General features: G+C 45.5%; 12 protein-coding genes. 10 read left to right on the forward strand and 2 right to left on the reverse strand.

Annotated elements, in window-relative coordinates; genetic code table 11:
* Nucleotides 1–66 precede the first annotated feature (66 nt).
* The 10 genes from ACOMHB_RS14345 to ACOMHB_RS14390 all read left to right on the forward strand — a co-directional run bounded on the left by ACOMHB_RS14345 (nt 67) and on the right by ACOMHB_RS14390 (nt 19,239).
* On the forward strand, nt 67–1,671 hold the full coding sequence (locus ACOMHB_RS14345) for an F-box/WD repeat-containing protein (RefSeq protein WP_422138024.1): 1,605 nt from the start codon (nt 67–69) through the stop codon (nt 1,669–1,671).
* 149 nt (nt 1,672–1,820) lie between these two features.
* Complete coding sequence (locus tag ACOMHB_RS14350) at nt 1,821–3,437, forward strand: F-box/WD repeat-containing protein (RefSeq protein WP_448217131.1); 1,617 nt, start codon at nt 1,821–1,823, stop codon at nt 3,435–3,437.
* A 149-nt stretch (nt 3,438–3,586) separates the two neighbouring features.
* A complete protein-coding gene (locus tag ACOMHB_RS14355; RefSeq protein ID WP_448217132.1) occupies nt 3,587–5,203 on the forward strand; it encodes an F-box/WD repeat-containing protein in 1,617 nt (538 codons plus the stop codon).
* 149 nt (nt 5,204–5,352) lie between these two features.
* Entirely contained in the window at nt 5,353–6,960 is a 1,608-nt protein-coding gene (locus tag ACOMHB_RS14360) for an F-box/WD repeat-containing protein (protein WP_448217133.1), read from the forward strand.
* 39 nt (nt 6,961–6,999) lie between these two features.
* Complete coding sequence (locus ACOMHB_RS14365; protein ID WP_448217134.1) at nt 7,000–8,586, forward strand: F-box/WD repeat-containing protein; 1,587 nt, start codon at nt 7,000–7,002, stop codon at nt 8,584–8,586.
* 148 nt (nt 8,587–8,734) lie between these two features.
* Complete coding sequence (locus ACOMHB_RS14370; RefSeq protein WP_448217135.1) at nt 8,735–10,342, forward strand: F-box/WD repeat-containing protein; 1,608 nt, start codon at nt 8,735–8,737, stop codon at nt 10,340–10,342.
* A gap of 149 nt (nt 10,343–10,491) precedes the next feature.
* Nucleotides 10,492–12,099: an F-box/WD repeat-containing protein gene (locus tag ACOMHB_RS14375; protein ID WP_448217136.1), complete on the forward strand. Its 1,608-nt coding sequence runs from the start codon at nt 10,492–10,494 to the stop codon at nt 12,097–12,099.
* A 149-nt stretch (nt 12,100–12,248) separates the two neighbouring features.
* Entirely contained in the window at nt 12,249–13,811 is a 1,563-nt protein-coding gene (locus ACOMHB_RS14380; protein ID WP_448217137.1) for an F-box/WD repeat-containing protein, read from the forward strand.
* 61 nt (nt 13,812–13,872) lie between these two features.
* Nucleotides 13,873–15,708 (forward strand): RING finger domain-containing protein, encoded by a 1,836-nt coding sequence (locus tag ACOMHB_RS14385; protein ID WP_448217138.1) that lies wholly within the window; start codon nt 13,873–13,875, stop codon nt 15,706–15,708.
* 297 nt (nt 15,709–16,005) lie between these two features.
* A complete protein-coding gene (locus ACOMHB_RS14390; RefSeq protein ID WP_448217139.1) occupies nt 16,006–19,239 on the forward strand; it encodes a CHY zinc finger protein in 3,234 nt (1,077 codons plus the stop codon).
* Between the two features lie 147 nt (nt 19,240–19,386).
* On the opposite strand, the gene ACOMHB_RS14395 is transcribed toward ACOMHB_RS14390, so the two are convergent.
* Both ACOMHB_RS14395 and ACOMHB_RS14400 read right to left on the reverse strand, forming a co-directional pair.
* Nucleotides 19,387–20,247: a trypsin-like serine protease gene (locus ACOMHB_RS14395; RefSeq protein ID WP_448217140.1), complete on the reverse strand. Its 861-nt coding sequence runs from the start codon at nt 20,245–20,247 to the stop codon at nt 19,387–19,389.
* Between the two features lie 256 nt (nt 20,248–20,503).
* Nucleotides 20,504–21,376, reverse strand: coding sequence for a hypothetical protein (locus ACOMHB_RS14400; protein WP_448217141.1), 873 nt, complete (start codon nt 21,374–21,376; stop codon nt 20,504–20,506).
* Between the last annotated feature and the right edge of the window lie 49 nt (nt 21,377–21,425).

The following is a 21,425-nucleotide window of genomic DNA, read 5'->3' on the forward strand; positions in this document are numbered from 1 at the left end:
CTAACTAAATAACTTTTTAACCGCCCTGGCGATCGAGAATAAACACCCGCTTTACAGGATCAAGATATGCATGAAATAAATAATAATTCCGTTATTGAACCACCATCAGTGCAAGCTCTATCGCTAACACCAACGGGTAACCACGAGGGCAGGTCCATCACTGAAGCTGACGAGCAAGAAAAGCAAAAACTTTCATTGCAAGATTTAGACTCAGATACACTTTCCATGATTTTTTGCCATTTGAAACTTCGGGATATTCGCAGTTTACAAAAGGTATGTACTCGTCTTCGCGACACAATCAAGGAAAATAACGCTCTGGAAAAAGCCTGGTATCGCCAGTTTTCTTCAGCACAACAGAATCAACTGAGGATGACCATCAGCGCAAAAGATAAGAATCAACGCCGTGAGTGGCTTGAGTCGTTTTCAAATAATAAGGCGTTAGTCGAGTCACTCCTGGATCTCCAGCCGACGAATATTTATTTACCTGCACTATTATTTTTCGCCCGGACTGAGCTGATGTCTAAATGTAAAACCTTTGAATTAGTCACTAAAGCCACCATTGACAAAACTCATGAAATCAACCCAGCCATCAGCCTACAAAACCCCAACGCTAACGCAAGTCTCAACAAGGTCAAATCAGCGGCCCTCAGTGCCGATGGCTGCTATCTGGCAACCACCAATGGCGACCATAGAGCAAAAATCTACCGCCAAAATCCTGATAAAACATGGGAACTAGAAACCTCTTTTCCTCATGAAAGCAATTTCCAACCAGCCATTTTCAGCCCCAATAGTCACCATTTAGTAACCGTCAATCGTCATTGTGCAGCGAAGATATATAATCTGGGATGTGATCAATCATGGGAACCAAAAACCACCATTGTTCATAATGGGTACATCAGGTCAGCCACCTTCAGCACCGATAGCCAACATCTGGTTACCTCCAGTCTGGATGGTAAAGTGAAAATCCTTAGTAAGAAAGGTGAGGGATCATGGAAGTTATCAGCCAGCTTTTTTTATAAGAATGCTATCTATTCAGCCAATTTCAGCACTGATGGTTGTTATGTGGTAGCCGCCGGTAAGGATAAGACGTTGAAAATCATTGGCCAGAAGGACGCTGAATCATGGGAAGAAAAAGATGCCATTCCTCATGACGGTAGTATCATTTCAGCCACCTTTAGTGCCAATGGCGGCTCTGTGGTCATCGTCAGTCCGGATCGCAAAGCGGTAATCTATGAGAAAAAGGCCGACGGATCATGGGCAAAAAGCGGCATCATTCAACACGGTGATTTTATCAACTCGACCAGCTTCAGCCCCGATGGCCGCCATTTAGTCACTGCCAGCAATGATTGTAAAGTGAAAATTTACGGCAAAACAGCCAATGGCTTTTGGAAAGAAAAAGGCACCTTTTTCCATAAGGGTCGGGTCTTCTCAGCCACCTTCAGCCCTGATGGTCGTCATCTGGTGACTGCCAGCATGGACAATACGGCGAAAATCATTGGTCAGCAGGATGATGGCTCATGGTTAGAAAAAGCCACCATTGTCCATGAAGGCTGGCTCACATCGGCCACCTTTAGCGCCGACGGTAGCCAGGTGATCACATCCAGCGAGGATGGCATAGTAAAAATCACTGAACTACGGAGGAATCATTCATGGTCTGCTGTCACTGAGTGACACCATCCGGCACGCGACGAAAGTCATTTTGTTAGCTGTACTTACCAACCTGGTATGAACTTTCATTCCGGAACTGTCTCTGACTAACTAAATAATTTTCAAATCTTCCAGGTGATCGATAATAAACACCCGCTTTGCAGGATCCAGACATGCATGGAATCAATAATTCCGGTTTTGAACCACCACTGACGCGAGCCCGAGCCAGAGCGCTGGCACAGGCGGGTAACCATGCGGGCAGGTCCATCACTCTGGCTGACACGAAAGAAAAGCAAAAACTTTCATTGCAGGATTTAGCCTCAGATACACTTTCCATGATTTTTTGCCATTTGAAACTTCGGGATATTCGCAGTTTACAAAAGGTATCTACCCGCCTTCGCGACGTTATTGAGCAAGATAACGCTCTGGCAAAAGCCTGGTATCGCCAGTTTACTTCAGCACACCAGCAGCAACTCAGGATGGCCCTCAGTACAAAAAACAAGGATCAACTCCGTGCCTGGTTTGAGTCATTTACGAATAATAGAGCGTTAGTCGAATCTCTCACAGACCGTCGGTCGATGAGACTTTATTCACCTGGTCTGTTATTTTTCACCAAGGCTAAGCTGATGTCCGAATGTGATACCTTTGAATTAGTCACTAAAGCCACCCTTGACAAAACTTATAAAACCCACTCATCCAACAGCATTATCGATCCCATCCGAATTAGACGAAACAATAGAGTCCACTCGGCCACACTCAGTGTCGATGGCCGCTTTCTGGTGACCGCCAATGGCGACAATACGGTAAAAATCTACAGCCATAAGCCTGATGGAACATGGGAAAAAAAAACCACCATTCCCCATGTCAGAGAGATCAAATCAGCGATTTTCAGCTCCGATGGTCACCATCTGGTGACTGCCAGTTCGGGTGGCACGGTGACGATATACAATCTGAGGTGCGACGAAACATGGGAGCCAAACACCATCATTTCCCATAATGGTGAGATCAAATCAGCCAACTTCAGCGCCAATAGTCGACATGTCGTGACCACCAGTTGGAATGGCACAGCGAAAATCCATAGCCGGAAGGACGATGGATCATGGGAGTTAACGGCCACCCTGCCCCATAAAACTGCTGGCGCTTCAGCCATTTTCAGCATCGATGGCTGCCATGTGTTAACCACCTCTGATAATACGGTGAAAATCCATAGCCAGAAGGACGATGGATCATGGGAAGAAAAAGATGCCATTCCTCATGTTGGTGATGTCCTGTCAGCCATCTTTAGCGCCGAGGGTCGCTATTTGGTTGCCACTGGTCTGGAATGGAAGGCGAAAATCTATGGCCAGAAGGCCGATGGATCATGGAAAAAAAATACCATCATTCAACACTGGGGAATTGTCAGATCAGCCAGGTTCAGCAACGATGGCCGCCACCTGTTGATTACCGACAACGATAACAAAGTGAAAATTTACGGCAGAAAAGCCAATGGCTTGTGGAAAAAAAAAGCCACCTTTTCCTATGAGTCTTATGGGGATTGGACCTTATCAGCCACCTTTAGCCCTGAGGGCCGCCATATGCTGACTACTGCCTGCTATGACAACACTGTGAAAATTATTGGTCAGCAAGATGATGGGACATGGTTAGAAAAAGCCACCATCACCCATGATGACTGGATCTCATCGGCCACCTTTAACGCTGATGGCAGTCAGGTGGTCACCTCCAGTCGGGACGGCATAGTAAAAATCACTGAACTGCGAAGGAATCATTCATGGCCTGCTGTCACTGAGTGACAGCATCCTGCAGGCACTGAGCGTCATTTTGTTAGTTTCACTAACCAGCCTGTTATGAACTTTCATTCCGGAAATGTCTCTGACTAACTAAACAATTTTTAACCCTCCCTGATGATCGAGAATAAACACCCGCTTTGCAGGATACAGACATGCATGGAATCAATAGTTCCGGTTATGAACCACCACTGACGCGAGCCCGAGCCAGAGCGCTGGCACTAACGGGTAACAATGCGGGCAGGTCCGTCTCTGTTGCTGACACGAAAGAAAAGCAAAAACTTTCATTACAAGATTTAGCCTCAGATACACTTTCCATGATTTTTTGCCATTTGAGACTTCGGGATATTCGCAGTTTACTGAGGGTATCTACCCGCCTTCGCGACCTTATCAAGCAAGATAACGCTCTGGCAAAAGCCTGGTATCGCCAGTTTACTCCAGCACATCAGCAGCAACTCAGGATGGCCCTCAGTACAAAAAACAAGGATCAACTCCGTGCCTGGTTTGAGTCATTTACGAATAATAGAGCGTTAGTCGAGTCACTCACAGACCGTCGGTCGATGAGTCTTTATTCACCTGGTCTGTTATTTTTCACCAGGGCTGAGCTGATGTCTCAATGTGAAACCTTTGAATTAGTCAACAAAGCCATCATTGACGAAACTTATAAAGCCAACTCAGCCACCTCATTAAATGATCGCATCCGTATGATGTTTGAAAATGAAGTCAACTCAGCGGACCTCAGTGCTGATGGCTGCTATCTGGTTACCGCCAATGCAGACAGGACGGCAAAAATCTATGGCCACAAGCCTGATGGATCATGGGAAATAAAAACAACCATTCCTCATGAAGGATGGGTCAAATCAGCGATTTTCAGCCCCGATAGTCACCACGTAGTCACCGCCAGTGAAGATCACACTGCGAAAATCTATGATCGGGGGTGCAATGAATCATGGGAACCAAACACCACCATTTCCCATGGTAATTTCGTCATATCAGCCGCTTTCAGTTCCGATAGTCGACATGTGGTGACCGCCAGTTTTGATGGCACAACGAAAATCCATAGCCAGAAAGAGGATGAATCATGGGAATTAACGGCCACCCTTACCCTTCCCTATAACGATTTTGTCCATTCAGTCACTTTCAGCACCGATGTCTGCCATGTGGTGACCGTCTGTGAGCATAAGAAGGCGAAAATCCATAGCCAGAAGGGCGATGGATCATGGGAAAAAAAAGGTGTTATTCCTCATGATAGAGCTATCATGTCAGCCACCTTCAACGCCGATGGTAGCTATGTGGTCACCGCCAGTCTGGATGGCAAGGCGAAAATCTATCGCAAGAGCGCCGATGGATCCTGGGAAGAAAATACCATCATTGAACACAGGCTAAGAGTCAACTCTGCCACCTTCAGCCTCGATGGCCGCCACGTGGTCACTGCCAGCAATGATGGCACATTAAAAATCTACGGCCTGAAAGCCAATGGCATATGGGCAGAAAAAACTACCTTTCTCCATACTGGTTTGGTCACATCAGCCACCTTCAGTCCTGATGGTTTCCATATAGTGACTACTGCCAGCTACAGGAAAACGGTGAAAATCATTGGTCAGCAGCATGATGGGACATGGTCAGAAAAAGCCATCATCGCCCATGATGACTGGATCTCATCGGCCACCTTTAGCGCTGATGGCAGTCAGGTGGTCACCTCCAGTCGGGACGGCATCGTAAAAATCACTGAACTGCGAAGGAAGCATTCATGGTCTGCTGTCACTGAGTGACACTATCTTGCAGGTACTGAAAGTCATTTTGTTAGTTTTACTAACCAACCTGTTATGAACTTTCATTCCGGAAATATCTCTGACTAACTATACAATTTTTAACCCTCCCCGGTGATCGAGAATAAACACCAGCTTTGCAGGATCCAGACATGCATGGAATCAATAATTCCGGTTTTGAACCACCACTGACGCGAGCCCGAGCCAGAGCGCTGGCACTAACGGGTAACAATGCGGGCAGGTCCGTCTCTGTTGCTGACACGAAAGAAAAGCAAAAACTTTCATTGCAGGATTTAGCCTCAGATACACTTTCCATGATTTTTTGCCATTTGAAACTTCGGGATATTCGCAGTTTACAAAAGGTATCTACCCGCCTTCGCGACGTTATCAAGCAAGATAACACTCTGGCAAAAGCCTGGTATCGCCAGTTTACTTCAGCACACCAGCAGCAACTCAGGATGGCCCTCAGTACAAAAAACAAGGATCAACTCCGTGCCTGGTTTGAGTCATTTACGAATAATAGAGCGTTAGTCGAGTCACTCACAGATCGCCAGCCGATGAGTGTTTATTCACCTGCTTTGTTATTTTTCACCAGGGCTGAGCTGATGTCTCAATGTGAAACCTTTGAATTAGTCACCAAAGCCACCATTGACAAAACTTATAAAGCCAACTCAGCCAACTCATTAAATGATCGCATCCGTATGATGCATGAAAATGAAGTCAACTCAGCGGCCCTCAGTGCTGATGGCCGCTATCTGGTCACCACCAATGCAGACCTGACGGCAAAAATCTATGGCCACAAGCCTGATGGATCATGGGAAATAAAAACAACCATTCCTCATCAAGGATGGGTCAGATCAGCGATTTTCAGCCTCGATAGTCACTACCTGGTCACCGCCAGTCATAACAGAGCGAAGGTATATGATCTGGAGTGTGATGAACCATGGGAACCAAAAACCACCATTATTCATGATGGATTCATCAGATCAGCCAACTTCAGCACCGATGGTCGACATCTGGTGACTGCCAGTTGGGATCAAACAGCGAAAATCCATAGCCAGAAAGATAATGGATCATGGGAATTAACGGCCACCCTTCCCCATAACGATCTTGTCGAGTCAGCCACTTTCAGCACCGATGGCTGCCATGTGGTGACCGTCTGTTGGGATAAGACGGCGAAAATCCATAGCCAGAGGGGCGATGGATCATGGCAAGAAAAAGGTGTCATTCCCCATGATAGAGGTGTCATTTCAGCCACCTTCAACGCCGATGGTAGCTATGTGGTCACTGCCAGTCTGGATGGCAAGGCGAAAATCTATGGCAAGAGCGCCGATGGATCCTGGGAAGAAAATACCATCATTGAACACAGGATAAGAGTCAACTCTGCCACCTTCAGCCTCGATGGCCGCCACCTAGTCACTGCCAGCAATGATGGCACATTAAAAATCTGCGGCCTGAAAGCCAATGGCTCATGGGCAGAAAAAACCACCTTTCCCCACACTGGTTGGGACACATCAGCCACCTTCAGTCCTGATGGTCTTCATATAGTGACTACTGCCAGCCACAAGAAAACGGTGAAAATCATTGGTCAGCAGCATGATGGCTCATGGTCAGAAAAAGCCACCATCGCCCATGATGCCTGGATCTCATCGGCCACCTTTAACGCTGATGGCAGTCAGGTAGTCACCTCCAGTCGGGACGGTATAGTGAAAATCACTGAACTGCGAAGGAAGCATTCATGGCCTGCTGTCACTGAGTGACAGCATCCTGCATAAACACCAGCTTTCCAGGATTCTGACATGCATGGAATCAATAATTCCGTTTTTGAAAAACCACTAACGCGAGCTCAGGCCAGAGCACTGCAACTAACGGGTAACAATGCGGGTAGGTCCGTTTCTGCAGCTGGCAAGAAAAAAAAGCAAAAACTTAAACTGCAAGATTTAGATTCAGATACACTTTCCATGATTTTTTGTCATTTGAAACTTCGGGATATTCGCAGTTTACAAAAGGTATCTACTCGTCTTCGTGACGTTATCAAAGAAGATAACGCTCTGGCAAAAGCCTGGTATCGCCAGTTTACTTCAGCACATCAGCAGCAACTAAGGATGACCCTCAGTACAAAAAACAAGGATCAACTCCGTGCGTGGTTAGAGTCATTTTCGAATGATCAGGCGTTGGTCGAGTCACTCACAGATCGTCGGCTGACGGGTCTTTATTCACCTGGTCTGTTATTTTTCACAAAGGCTAAGCTGATGTCTGAATGTGACACCTTTGAATTAGTTACTAAAGCCACCATTGACAAAAATTATAAAGACAACAGCATTGACGATCTCATCCGAATTGGACGCATCAATACAGTCTACTCAGCCGAACTCAGTGCCGATGGCCGCTATTTGGTGACCGCCAATGGAGACAATACGGCAAAAATCTACGGCCATAAGCCTGATGGAACATGGGAAAAAAAAACCACCATTCCCCGTGACGGTCGGGTCGAATCAGCGATTTTCAGCCCCGATGGTCATCATCTAGTCACCGCCAGTTCCGATGGTTCGGCGAAGATATATGATCTGAGCTGTGATGAATCATGGGAGCCAAACACCATCATTCGCCATAATCGTGACGTCAAATCAGCTACCTTCAGCAGCAATGGTCGACATGTCGTGACCTCCAGTAGGGTCACAGCGAAAATCCATAGCCGGAAGAACGATGGATCATGGCAGTTAACGGCCACCCTTCCCCATAACGATTATCTTCATCCAGCCATTTTCAGCATCGATGGCTGCCATCTAGTAACCACCTCTGGTATTACGGTGACAATCCATAGCCAGAAGAACGATGGATCATGGGAAGAAAAAAATACCATTACCTATGTTGGTGGTATCTTGTCTGCCACCTTCAGCGGCGACACTGGCAGTGTGGTCGCCACCGGTCTTGGACAGAAAGCGATTATCTACGACAATAAGGCCGATGGATCATGGCAAAAAAATACCACCATTCATCACTCGATCCATTCAGCAAGATTCAGCCCCGATAGCCGCCATCTGGTGACTCGCGGCTACGAATGCAAAGTAAAAATTTACAGCAGAAAAGCCAATGGCTTGTGGCAAGTAAGAACCACCTTTTCCCACAAGGGTTTCGTCATATCAGCCAACTTCAGCCCTGATGGCCGCCATCTGGTGACTGCCAGCGTTGATAAAACGGCGAAAATTATGGGTCAGCAAGATGATGGGTCATGGTCAGAAAAAGCCAGCATTGTCCATGATGACCGGCTCTCATCGGCCTCCTTTAGCGCTGATGGCAGCCAGGTGATCACATCCAGTCGGGACGGTATAGTAAAAATCACTGAGCTGCGAAGGAATCATTCATGGCCTGCTGTCACTGAGTGACACTATCTTAAGTGTGCCGAAAGAAATTTTGTTAGTTGTACTTACCAACTTGTCATGAACTTTCATTCTGGAACTTTATCTGACTGACTGAATATTTTTAAAACTCTCTGGTGATCGAAAATAAACACCAACTTTGCAGGATCCACACATGCATGGAATAAATAATAATTCCGTTATTGAACCACCACTAAAACAAGCTCAAGCTCTATCACTAACACCAACAGGTAACCTCGAGGGTAGGTCCATCACTGAAGCTGACAAGAAAGAAAAGCAAAAACTTTCATTACAAGATTTAGCCTCAGATACACTTTCCATGATTTTTTGTCATTTGAAACTTCGGGATATTCGCAGTTTACAAAAGGTATGTACCCGCCTTCGCGACGTTATCAAGGAAGATAACACTCTGGCAAAAGCCTGGTATTGCCAGTTTTCTTCAGCACACCAGAATCAACTCAGGATGACCCTCACTACAAAAACCGAGAATCAACTCCGTGCATGGTTTGAGCCGTTTTCCAATGATCAGGCGTTACTCGAGTCACTCACTGATCGCCAGCCGACGAGTGTTTATTCACCTGTATTATTTTTCACCAGGGCTAAACTGATGTCTCAATGTGAAACATTTGAATCAGTCACTAAAGCCACCATTGACAAAACTTATAATACTAACTCAGCGAACAGCACTGCTGAATACCTTCATACATTAAACCTCAATCGAGTTAGCACGGCAGCCCTCAGTGCCGATGGCCGCTATCTGGTCACCGCCAATGGTGACAAAACGGCAAAAATCTACGGTCAAAAGGCTGATGGAACATGGGAAAAAAAAACCTCCCTGCCTCATAGAGGACGGGTCGAATCAGCGATTTTTAGTGCCTATGGACACCATGTAATCACCACCAGTGCGGGTTGCACGGCAGAGATATATGGTCTGGGGTGCGATGAATCATGGAAACTGAAATTCACCACTCTCCATGATCTTCCGATCCATTCAGCCGCCTTCAGCACCGATGGCCAACATGTATTGACCGCCAGTCTCGACGGAGAGGTGAAGATCCATAGCCACAAGCGCGATGGATCATGGGAAAGAACAGCCATACTTTCCCTTGGATTTCGTCTCGAATCAGCAGCCTTCAGCAACGATGGCTGCCATCTGGTTACCACCTGTTGGGATAATACAGCAAAAATCTATAGTCAGAGGGCTGATGAATCATGGGAAGAAAAGGATACCATTCCCCATGATAGTTCTGTCATGTCTGCCGCCTTCAGCGCCGATGGTGGCTATGTGGTCACCACCTGTAAGGATTGCAAGGCGAGAATCTTCAGCAAGAAGGCCGATGGATCATGGGAAGAAAATGCCGTGATTCAACACAGGAGTCTTGTCAAATCGGCTACCTTCAGTCCCGATGGCCGACATCTGGCCACTGCCAGCAGCGATGGCACGAAAATCTACGGCCGAAAAGCCGATGGTTTTTGGGAAGTAAAAGCCACCTTTTCCCATGCCAGGGCGGTCTCATCAGCCACCTTCAGTCCTGAGAGTCGCCATTTGCTAACTTCTGCCCACTACGACAAAACTGTGAAAATTATTGGTCAGCAGGATGATGGGACATGGTTAGAAAAAGCCACCATTGCCCATGATGACTTCGTCACATCGGCCACCTTTAGCGCTGATGGCAGTCAGGTGATCACCTCCAGTGAGGATGGCATAGTAAAAATAACTGAACTGCGAAGAAATCATTCACGGTCTTTTGTCACTGAGTGACACCATCCTGCACGCACTGAAAGTCATTTTGTTAGTTTCACTAACCAGCCTGTTATGAACTTTCATTCTGGAAATGTCTCTGACTAACTGAATAATTTTTAACCCTCCCCGGTGATCAAGAATAAACACCAGTTTTGCAGGATCCTGACATGCATGGAATCAATAATTCCGGTTTTGAACCACCACTGAAGCAAGCTCGAGCCAGAGCGCTGGCACTATCGGGTAACAATGCGGGCAGGTCCGTCTCTGTTGCTGAGAAGAAAGAAAAGCAAAAACTTTCATTGCAAGATTTAGCCTCAGGTACACTTTCCATGATTTTTTGCCATTTGAAACTTCGGGATATTCGCAGTTTACAAAAGGTATCTACCCGTCTTCGCGACGTTATCAAGCAAGATAACGCTCTGGCAAAAGCCTGGTATCGCCAGTTGACTTCAGCACATCAGCAGCAACTAAGGATGACCCTCAGTACAAAAAACAAGGATCAACTCCGTGCATGGTTTGAGTCATTTTCGAATAATAAAGCGTTATCCGACTCACTCGCAGATCGTCGGCCGACGAGTGTTTATTTACCTGGTCTGTTATTTTTCACCAAGGCTAACCTGATGTCTGAATGTGACACCTTTGAATCAGTCACTAAAGCCATCATTGACAAAAACTATAAAGACAACTCAGCCAACAGCCTTGGCGAAACCCTCTATATAAGTCGCCTCAATAAAGTCTACTCAGCCGCCATCAGTAATGATGGCCGCTATCTGGTTACCGTCAATGGAGACAAAACGGCAAAAATATACGGCCAAAAGGCTGATGGAACATGGGAGAAAAAAACCACCATTCCCCATGACAAATCGGTCAAATCAGCGATTTTCAGCCCCGATGGTCATCACGTAGTGACCGTCTGTTCGGGTGACGGGGTGAAAATATATGATCTGGTGCACGATGAATCATGGGTACCAAATACCACCATTACCCATGATGGCCGCATCAAATCAGCCACTTTCAGCACCGATGGTCGACATGTGGTGACCACCGGTTGGGATTACACAGCGAAAATCCATAGCAAGAAGGACGATGAATCATGGGAGATAACAGCCATCTTTTCCCAACAGTATGCTGTCTATTCAGCCATTTTCAGCATCGATGGCTGCTATGTCTTAACCACCTGTCAGGATGATACGGTAAAAATCCATAGCCAGAAGGACGATGGATCATGGGAAGAAAAAGATGCCATTCCCCACAATCATAATGTCATGTCAGCCAATATCAGCGCCGATGGCCGCTATGTGGTGACCGCAGGTCTGGATCCAAAAATGAAAATCTATGAGAAGAAGTCCGATGGATCATGGAAAGAAAATACCGCAATTCAACAAAAGAAAGCTGTCAACTCGGCCACTTTCAGCCCCGATGGCCGACATCTGGTGACTGTCAGCAGCGATCGCACAGTTAAAATTTACGGTAGAAAAGCCAGTGGCTTATGGGAAGAAAAAGCCACCTTTGCCCATAGGGGTTGGGTCTTATCAGCCACCTTCAGCCCTGATGGCCGACATGTTGTAACCGCCAGCTATAACAATAAGGCGAAAATAATTGGTCAGCGGGACGACGGATCATGGTCAAAAAAAGCCTCAATTTTCACTGCTGGCTGGATTTCATCGGCCACCTTTAGCGCTGATGGCAGTCAGGTGATCACCTCCAGTGAGGATGGCATCGTAAAAATCACTGAACTGCGAAGAAATCATTCACGGTCTGTTGTCACTGAGTGACACCATCCTGCACGCACTGAAAGTCATTTTGTTAGTTTCACTAACCAGCCTGTTATGAACTTTCATTCTGGAAATGTCTCTGACTAACTAAATATTTTTTAAACCGCCCTGATGATCGAGATTAAACACCAACTTTGTAGGATCCAGACATGCATGGAATCAATAATTCCGGTTTTGAACCTCCACTGACGCGAGCCAGAGCCAGAGCGCTGGCATTAACGGGTAACCATCAGGGTAGGTCCATCACAGTAGCTGACAAGAAAGAAAAGCAAAAACTGTCATTACAGGATTTGGCCTCAGATACACTTTCCATGATTTTTTGTCATTTGAAACTTCGGGATATTCGCAGTTTACAAAAGGTATCTACCCGTCTTCGCGACCTTATCAAACAAGACAATGCTCTGGCAAAAGCCTGGTATCGTCAGTTTACTTCAGCACATCAGCATCAACTAAGGATAACCATCAGTACAAAAAACAAGGATCAACTCCGTGCATGGTTTGAGTCATTTTCGAATAATAAAGCGTTATCCGACTCACTCGCAGATCGTCGGCCGACGAGTGTTTATTTACCTGGTCTGTTATTTTTCACCAAGGCAAAGCTGATGTCTGAATGTGATACCTTTGAATTAGTTACTAAAGCCAACATTGACGATCTCATCCGAATGGGAAGCATCAATGTAGTCTACTCGGCCGCACTCAGTGCCGATAACCGCTATCTGGTGACCGCCAATGGAGACAATACGGCAAAAATCTACGGCCATAAGCCTGATGGAACATGGGAAAAAAAAACCACCATTGCCCATGAAGGACGGGTCAGATCAGCGGTTTTCAGCCCCGATGGTCATCATGCAGTCACCGCCAGTTCGGATGGTACGGCGAAGATATATGATCTGAGTTGTGATGAATCATGGGAGCCAAACACCCTCATTCACCATAATGGTATCGTCAATTCAGCTAGCTTCAGCAGCAATGGTCGAAATGTCCTGACCGCCAGTTTGGATTATACAGCGAAAATCCATAGTCGAAAGAACGATGGATCATGGGAGCTAACGGCCACCCTTCCCAATGAGACTTTTTTCTATGATGCCATTTTCAGCATCGATGGCTGCCATGTATTAACCGCCTCTGATAACACGGTGACAATCCATAGCCAGAAGTACGATGGATCATGGGAAAAAAAAGATACCATTCCCCATGTTTTTAACGTCTTGTCAGCCATCTTCAGCGCCGACACTGGCTATGTGATCACCAACACTCTTGATTCGAAGGCGAAAATCTATGGCAAGAGGGCCGATGGATCATGGAAAAAAAATACCATCATTCAACACTGGGTCAAATCCGCCAGATTCAGCACCGATAACCACCATCTGGTGATTGTCGGCTACGATTACAAAGTAAAAATTTACGGCAGAAAAGCCAATGGCTCGTGGAAAGTAAAAGCCATCTTTTCCCATGAGAGTCAGGTCATATCAGCCAACTTCAGCCCCGATGGCCGCCATCTGGTGACTGCCAGCCTTGATAAAACGGCAAAAATCATTGGCCAGCAAGATGATGGGTCATGGTCAGAAAAAGCCACCATTGTCGATGATGACTGGCTCTCATCGGCCACCTTTAGCGCTGATGGCAACCAGGTGATCACCTCCAGCGAGTATGGCATGGTAAAAATCACTGAACTGCGGAGACATCATTTTTTGTCTGCTGTCACTGGATAACATCACCCCTTAGGTGCTGAAAGAAACTTTATCCGTTGCGCTAACTTTGGAGGAGCCAGACATGGATGGAATTAATAATCACTCCAGCATTACAGGTTCATACTCGCCACCACCAAAGCGAGCTCGCCGGGGAAGTGTATCATCTTCTGTCAATGAGGGTAGAACCTCCGATGTCACTGAAAAAACAGCATTGAATGCTTTAATCAACATTAGTGCTTTCAGCGACAGTGCATTCAAACTGGAACAAGCGCAAGTTACTGACGAGAATTGTTCAGTCTGTTATGGGTCACACACGGCAAGTATAATGAAAACGCCATGTAAACACCTTTTTCACGTGCATTGTTTGTATCAGTGGCTGCAAACCAGACTGCGAAACAGGACAGTTAAAACCTGCCCTGTTTGTCGCGCAGAATTGATTAGCTTAAGGAACAAACTTAAAGACTTAAATGGTCTATTGGATAAATACGACGGTTGTTACTCATTAGATATTGCTGCCAGAGCAGTGAACGAATGGAATAAAGCAGAAGCATGTCATGGAGTCTTATATCATTTTGTCCAACTTTGCAGACATAACAGCCAGGCATCGGATGATTTACAGTATGTAAGTATCCTGCGAAAAATAATTCATCCGGTTATAAAAGCTGAGATTATCCATAAATATAAGATCAACTCCGCCGTCTTCAGCAGCAATGGCCGCCTGGTAATAACCGCCAGTGACGATGGAACGGCAAAAATCTATGGCTACCAGGCGGATGGATCATGGCAAGAAGAAGTCACTATAAGCCACTATGGTCCGATCAAATCAGCCTCCTTCAGTCAGGATGGACGACATGTAGTCACTGTCGGCAGGCATCACAGGGCGAAAATTACTGGCCAAAAGGACGATGGAACCTGGGAAACAGAAGCCACTATTCACCATAGTGGTTCGATCGAATCAGCCTCCTTCAGTGCCGATGGTAACCATGTACTGACTGTATCTAATGGGCAAAGGGAGAGAGTCGTTGAAATTAATGCCGATGGTCAGCTTTTTGTAACTATAAAAAACAAAAATCGGGTAACAGTAGCTGGCAAGCGAGCCGATCAAGTCTGGAAAGAAAAAGCCATCATTGTCCATGACAACACTGTCAACTCAGCCATCTTCAGTGCAGATAGCCTCCATCTGGTGACCGCCAGTGAGGATCATACTGCGAAAATCTTTGCTCAGAAAAACGATGGATCATGGCAAGAAGAAATGACCATTTGCCATAATACTCCGGTCAAATCAGCTAGCTTCAGTGCTGATGGCAGCCATATTGTGACTGTCGGTAAGGATAACGAGGTAAAAATCACTGGCCAGTGGAGCGATGGTTTATGGAAAGAAAGTGTCATCATTACCCATGATAAGACGGTCAATTCAGCCAGCTTCAGTGCCGATAGCCACCATCTGGTGACCGCCAGTGATGATAGAAAGGCGAAAATCTATGGTCTGAAAGATGATGGCTCATGGAAAGAAGATGCCACCATTCACCATAAAGGTATGATTAACTCAGCCACCTTCAGCGCCAATAGCCGTTATGTAATAACCGCCAGTGAGGATGGTAAAGCAAAAATCTATAGCCTGACGGATGATGGATTATGGGAAGAAGAAACCATCATCCGCCATTATGACCCAGTGATATCAGCCACCTTCAGCCCCGATAGCCGCTTTGTGTTAACCGCTGGTGTAGATAGAAGGGCGAAAATCTATAGCCGTAGGGGCGATGCAACATGGAAACATGAAGTCACCATCCGACATGGTGGTCCGATAAAACCAGCCTCCTTCAGCAACGATAGTCGCTTTGTGGTGACCGCCGGCAGAGGTCCCATGGCGATGGGTGGTCACAAGGCAACAATCACTGAGTTATGGAAGGAAGACTGATTGAATAGAAAGCTCATCCGAAAAACCCGGTGTAAATACTTCACTGGCCAAATAGACAAGTATTTTTCTGGCAAAGAGGTTGATTCAGCGAAAAGCACTCTGGCACAAGACAATTAACCGTTTAGCGATTCAGAAATTTTTGGCTATTCTCTGTTTCTACAACAAATAATGAAATCAACCAATGATGTTCCTTTATTTTTCCAGAACAGAAAGTCAAAACGGATTGTCCTGCCGTTTGCTATAAGGCGAAAAGAATGGAATTGATATTATTGACACAGCTTTTTTTGAGGGATTCGAATGCAACTTTGTCGTTTATTCATAGCATTTGTTGTTTCTCTGATAACTATCGTAGTTGTGCCATCAGTCTATTCTTCAACCATCATCGACCGACATAATCCCGATGGACAAAGATTTCAGATTGAAATCAGCGATGATACAGATCCGCAGAGCGTGAGTCAGTGGCAAGTGAGTTTGCTGCTTCCGGAAAGCTTCAATGACCGAAACAGCATTCTTTGCTTTAAGGCACCTGTGGTACCTGCTGATTTGAACAGTATCGCAATATGGGTCACGAACGACTTGAGTGACTATTGCTATAAGCTAGTGCTCCTGAATGAGCAGCAAACTCCCGTCTTCCGGCAGCTCTCACAAGGTGCCTCTGAGAATGGCGCACTGGTCCGCTTGAAATCAACGACGGCGGAGAGACCAGAGCTTATTTCTGTAACCACCGATCAACCGCTGAACGACAAAACCCAGGCCAGCCCGCTGACCCTTCTGCTCTATCCCGACAACCTGACCGACATTGGGATGAAAATCGGGCAAACCCAAAATAACACAATCACATTGAAAGGAGCCGGGTTCGCTGGCAACACCGATTTTACCGGTGGCGGTAATGGAGGCTTTTTCTATTCTCCTCCCCCTCCGGGAGGCGGAGGGGGAAGACCATCGGGATTATTCGAAATTGACCTGATTATCCTGAAACCCGTCAGCAACTGGCTGATGTCCATAGGCAAGGATTCTATCTCGTTTGCGGAAAAGCCATCCCCGGCGCGTCTGAAAATGACACGCGTCAATGCCGACGGCTCTTCCAGTGAGGCCGTTATACCCGTTGGTTGGCTTAACTTCCTGAATATAGAACAACTGACCGATGTTAATTTCTGGAACACCCTCTTCCAGCGTGCCGCCACTACTTGCCCAGCCAGCGAGAGCCTTCAGTGGCAGCTTGACTGTCTAAAACTATTTCTTGAGTACACTGCCTTGAAGACAGATCATGCTGATGTATTAAAGGCAGGTAATGGGTATGGGGAGTCATCGGATAAGGTACAAGATAAATCACTAAAGAACGAAAATAACGACCATCAAAAAGAAAAAAAAGGTGCCCCTGAAGATCAGGAGCGCAATTCACAGGGAGAAGACAATGATAGCAGTGGAGATGGTAATAACAGAAAAGACGACAATGGAAAAGTAAGTGAAAAAAACATCAGGACTCAAGACCTTCAGGTACTGGCGAAGCAACTTGTAGCCATCATTGAAAGCGACAATCCCGATGCCGTTTTTAAGCTGAGGCAAATACTGGTTGAGCTGAACATGCCTCTGCGTTTGCAGGTTTTGGAAACAAAAAGCACAAACACCGAGGGCATTAGTCTCACGCCCCTTGAGGCGATATTGAAGCTGCAGCGTTCCTGCTACGAAAACTCAACACGCAACCGTTTTATCGAACAGCTGATAGAAGCCACCAGTGATAAAACACGGACTTTGGATGATGTTAACATTCCGTCTGAACTCCAGCCAATAATTCCAGCTGACCAGACTCTACCCGAAGCTGGCAACAAGAACCTGATCATTTTGTATAAAATTGTTCGGGATATAATCCACAGAGTCAACCAATCCAGCCAACAGCCACCTATAGGACAATTTGAAAAATGTTGCTTTGCAGAGTACTTCGTCCAATTGTTCCTGCTCCGTTCCAACCCACTTGAACTTATTCTTTATCCGTTAGGACAAATATCAGATCCGGAAGTTAGGCGTGATATTCTAATTGGCGCACAGTCATTTACACTTTCCACTTCTTTTTTATATACCGTTACACAATTCCCTCAACACCCATCGTTTCATGAATTAAAACATTTCTTAAGTCGACTGTTGATTCCGGTAAAAACTCACACTTTACCACAGGAGCCTCCACTGCAAGGGGCTGCAATCATTAGTAGAGACAGCACTTCTAACAGAACAATAGCCTCTGGCTTTGCCGACAACTCCCTTCTCACTCGGCAACCTTATTTCCAACCATCCCTGCCTGCACCGATGAAGTATACCCACGGACTACTTTCAGATACCCCAGCGATTACTCCGGGAAATCCATCTAATGCAGGCGACAGCCCCAACAATCAAGAATTTCAAACTATCAATTGTGGTTTAGAAAAGCTGGAAACTGTTTTAAATGAGTACAGCAGGCTAAGAATCGAAGTTGAGCTGAAAAGAGGAGCTCAGGAAAAACAAGAAAATAAAAGACAACAGATTGAAGAGTTAACTGAAAAAGTTAAAGGGCTAAGCAAAGAGAATCGAGAGTTAAGAATGGAGGCTGAAGGGTTAAGAAGGCAGAATCAAGCGTTAAATACAGATAACCAGGGATTACGGAGCTGCGTGAGCTACCTGCAGGCTGAAAACGAATGCTTTAGTAAACAACTTGAAAAGGCGCATTATGCGCTCAGAGAACTACGAGAATCATTAAACGCTATGCCCCACTGGGCGCAAGAACCTATGACAGCCGCCAGCCCGGCGATGGGAAGCAATGGTGCCGGGCATAGTGGTTCTTACCAGCAGTCGGGCACTCACAATGAGCTTGCAACCCCTTCGTATGAGGCGACAAACTCATCCAATGAGCATTCAGAGTTACCATCAGTAGACGATATGCCCCATGGAGAACAGCAACCGATTTCAACGACCAGCCCGTCGAAGGCACAGTCGACGACATCTGTACAAAAAAAACCAATGTCGCTCTGTTTTCATTACTACAGACTCTGCCTTCTGAAATTTGACTGCTGCAGATTCTATTTCCCCTGCCATAGATGTCATAACGAAAGTGATCTATGCGAGGTTACGAATAAACTGCCGTTTGATGCAAAACAGTTTCAATGTTCTCTCTGCAAATATGAGGGGGACATTACAGAAAACTCCCAGAAATGCCCTGGCTGCCACCAGCAAATGTCGGAATATTTCTGTGCACGTTGCAAACTCTTTACCTCTAGCGAAAGATCCATGTTCCACTGCGATAAATGTGATGCTTGCCATAGGAGCAAGGATAAACTCTTTCACTGTGATGTTTGCAACCTTTGCCTTGATATAAATTTACAAAGCACGCACAAATGCCGACAAATCTCAGGGCGCGAAACCTGCTGCATCTGTCTGGAAGAGGTCCCCGGCGACCGTTTTGTCCTTCCCTGCTCCCACCAAGTTCACGGGGAGTGCGGCCTTTTGATGGTTCAAAACAGGGTAGAAGACTGCCCTGTTTGCAGGCATCCCTTATACCCGTAAGAAGGTGAACATGAACATAATAATTGCCCGACGGTGTGCATTTATTGAAAGCGGTTTAACACGCCTTTTCTTTCCCATAATCCCTGGGTGATCTGCATTGATCCTGGTCAGTGAGATGCAGAGTTGTGAGACTCTGCCCTATCCCAATTATATTGTTTCTCCTGTCATGCGGGTTTCTTTGAGCTTTCTACTTACATATAGAATGGCTGTTATTCCAAGAAGAGTGCCAACAACACCAGCTCCAATGCCAACAGTAATGTCAAAAATACAAATAACATCCTTCCAATTATCTTTTTGAGACTTTTCTAAACTGGTATTATCTACGATAAAATCAAGATATTTTGATAGGGTTTCGAAGATAATTACGCCACCAGCCACGCCAGCGCTTGCGTCAAGTAATCCTAATAAATATGCAGTACCGTTCATGCTGTAGAATAGGGGGCCTCCGGAATTGCCATTTTCTGCATAACCAGCATAATTTAACTCATAAACAGAATTTTTGACTGATAATAATGTAAGAATCACTTTCTTCAAGGCATCGTGATCTGAATAAGCAGCAGCGTAAATGGGATTGATTTTATATAAATCATTTATTAAATATGTTTTATTATCGATTAAGGGTAACTTTATACCTTTCTCATCCAGAAAAATTTTTTGATCTAGCTCAACTATCGCAAAGTCATAATTATAAATAATTCGTGAAGAATCAAATTTCGAGTACAATATATATCTGCTTGCTTTAACCGAAAATGGAGTCAAAGCATTTTTAAAATGAGCCTTAAGGCAGTCAGCATCTGGAAAAGAGTCTAACGCATGAGCAACCGTTACTATATGTCTGTCTGATATCAATACTCCAGTAAAAGTGCCACCGGTATTTGTCATTTTAACAACCCAAGGTAGCAAGCCAGGTGCAACAAGTTGAGTGGGTTCTGTGTATCGCTTTTGTCTATCTAATGCAAAAATGCAACTGGAGTAGACAATTAGAAAAACCAGCCCAAAATAGTGCATAACGACCTCACCTCAACCATTCATACTATAAATTCAAAAAGGTAGTCTACAAACGCGACATAAATCGGGTTTTCGAAGGTCTCCAGGAGGCTGTCGGACTTGATCGTCCATCTGGATACGCTGGTGTATCCATTGATCCAGTCGTGTTATAGCTAGAATTTTCTCGTAAATTACACAGTGGTGGTCGTGTATGACTTTTAGTCGCCTGCCACGCTTCGCAGAAGCAGGCGGTTATGTTCCTTGAAACATCAATTATCTATAACGGTAAAAAAGGGGACATAAGCCAATGATATATTCGTCTCAAATAAATTGTGGGTCTTGCCATGAAGGTTTGCGGAGGAACATGTAATGTATCATCAATATCGCTCTCATCATCCGGCTTTATTGCTTGTGCTTGTACAATTACCTCTTCATCAGAATTCAATATTTGAACTTGACCTTCCTGTACCGCCAGAAAAACAACCTGAGGATTTATAACTGTCGTCCTGCGTGCTTTTAATATTGAACGATGATAAGCAATGGCATTTCTACAAATCGTATTAGCTACAGACGCACCTATAGAACCAGCTATTAATGGTCGCTGCAAGTAAGAAGGGCATAGATTTACAAAAAACATCATGTGTGAAAAAGTGGCCGAACCGGCACCTTGTAGTATTGGACTTAGCGTACCACTGATTTCATTATATCTGCAATAAGCTATCACTCCGGCAAAACAGACACTGGCTGAAAAAATAGTCACTCCATTTGGATAGTGTACCATCAGTCTTCTTATTGTTTGCGGTATCCATTCACATGGATAGAGATTGGCTCCCCAATTGATGCTATAGGGGATAAGCATCCCTGCATTTCGCAGCTGCTCAAGTTGATGTGAAAGCTGCTGAAGGAGTTCTTCATCTTCGGCATGCACATAAAATGTTTGTTGACCAATTTTCACCCAGCGTTTCTGCCAGTGACATGGGTCACGATCATCACCGCCGCTTGCTCCTCCTGATGAGGATATCGTGGGTGGGGGAGGCATCAGATCTGACCCCGCCATAGAGCTGGGACATACATCTAAAAATATGAATGTTAGCGTAACTAATACTCTAAAGCGGTAGAATAATATTTTGGCTTCATAAATAAATGACATATAGGTAACCCCTACGTCAGGATAGATATCGCCTCTTTTAATACATGAC

This window comes from Endozoicomonas sp. 2B-B, assembly GCF_053470045.1.

Coding starts and splice junctions, on each gene's coding strand:
- ACOMHB_RS14345 (WP_422138024.1), top strand. CDS start 67: ATGCATGAAATAAATAATAATTCCGTTATTGAACCACCATCAGTGCAA.
- ACOMHB_RS14350 (WP_448217131.1), top strand. CDS start 1,821: ATGCATGGAATCAATAATTCCGGTTTTGAACCACCACTGACGCGAGCC.
- ACOMHB_RS14355 (WP_448217132.1), top strand. CDS start 3,587: ATGCATGGAATCAATAGTTCCGGTTATGAACCACCACTGACGCGAGCC.
- ACOMHB_RS14360 (WP_448217133.1), top strand. CDS start 5,353: ATGCATGGAATCAATAATTCCGGTTTTGAACCACCACTGACGCGAGCC.
- ACOMHB_RS14365 (WP_448217134.1), top strand. CDS start 7,000: ATGCATGGAATCAATAATTCCGTTTTTGAAAAACCACTAACGCGAGCT.
- ACOMHB_RS14370 (WP_448217135.1), top strand. CDS start 8,735: ATGCATGGAATAAATAATAATTCCGTTATTGAACCACCACTAAAACAA.
- ACOMHB_RS14375 (WP_448217136.1), top strand. CDS start 10,492: ATGCATGGAATCAATAATTCCGGTTTTGAACCACCACTGAAGCAAGCT.
- ACOMHB_RS14380 (WP_448217137.1), top strand. CDS start 12,249: ATGCATGGAATCAATAATTCCGGTTTTGAACCTCCACTGACGCGAGCC.
- ACOMHB_RS14385 (WP_448217138.1), top strand. CDS start 13,873: ATGGATGGAATTAATAATCACTCCAGCATTACAGGTTCATACTCGCCA.
- ACOMHB_RS14390 (WP_448217139.1), top strand. CDS start 16,006: ATGCAACTTTGTCGTTTATTCATAGCATTTGTTGTTTCTCTGATAACT.
- ACOMHB_RS14395 (WP_448217140.1), bottom strand. CDS start 20,247: ATGCACTATTTTGGGCTGGTTTTTCTAATTGTCTACTCCAGTTGCATT.
- ACOMHB_RS14400 (WP_448217141.1), bottom strand. CDS start 21,376: ATGTCATTTATTTATGAAGCCAAAATATTATTCTACCGCTTTAGAGTA.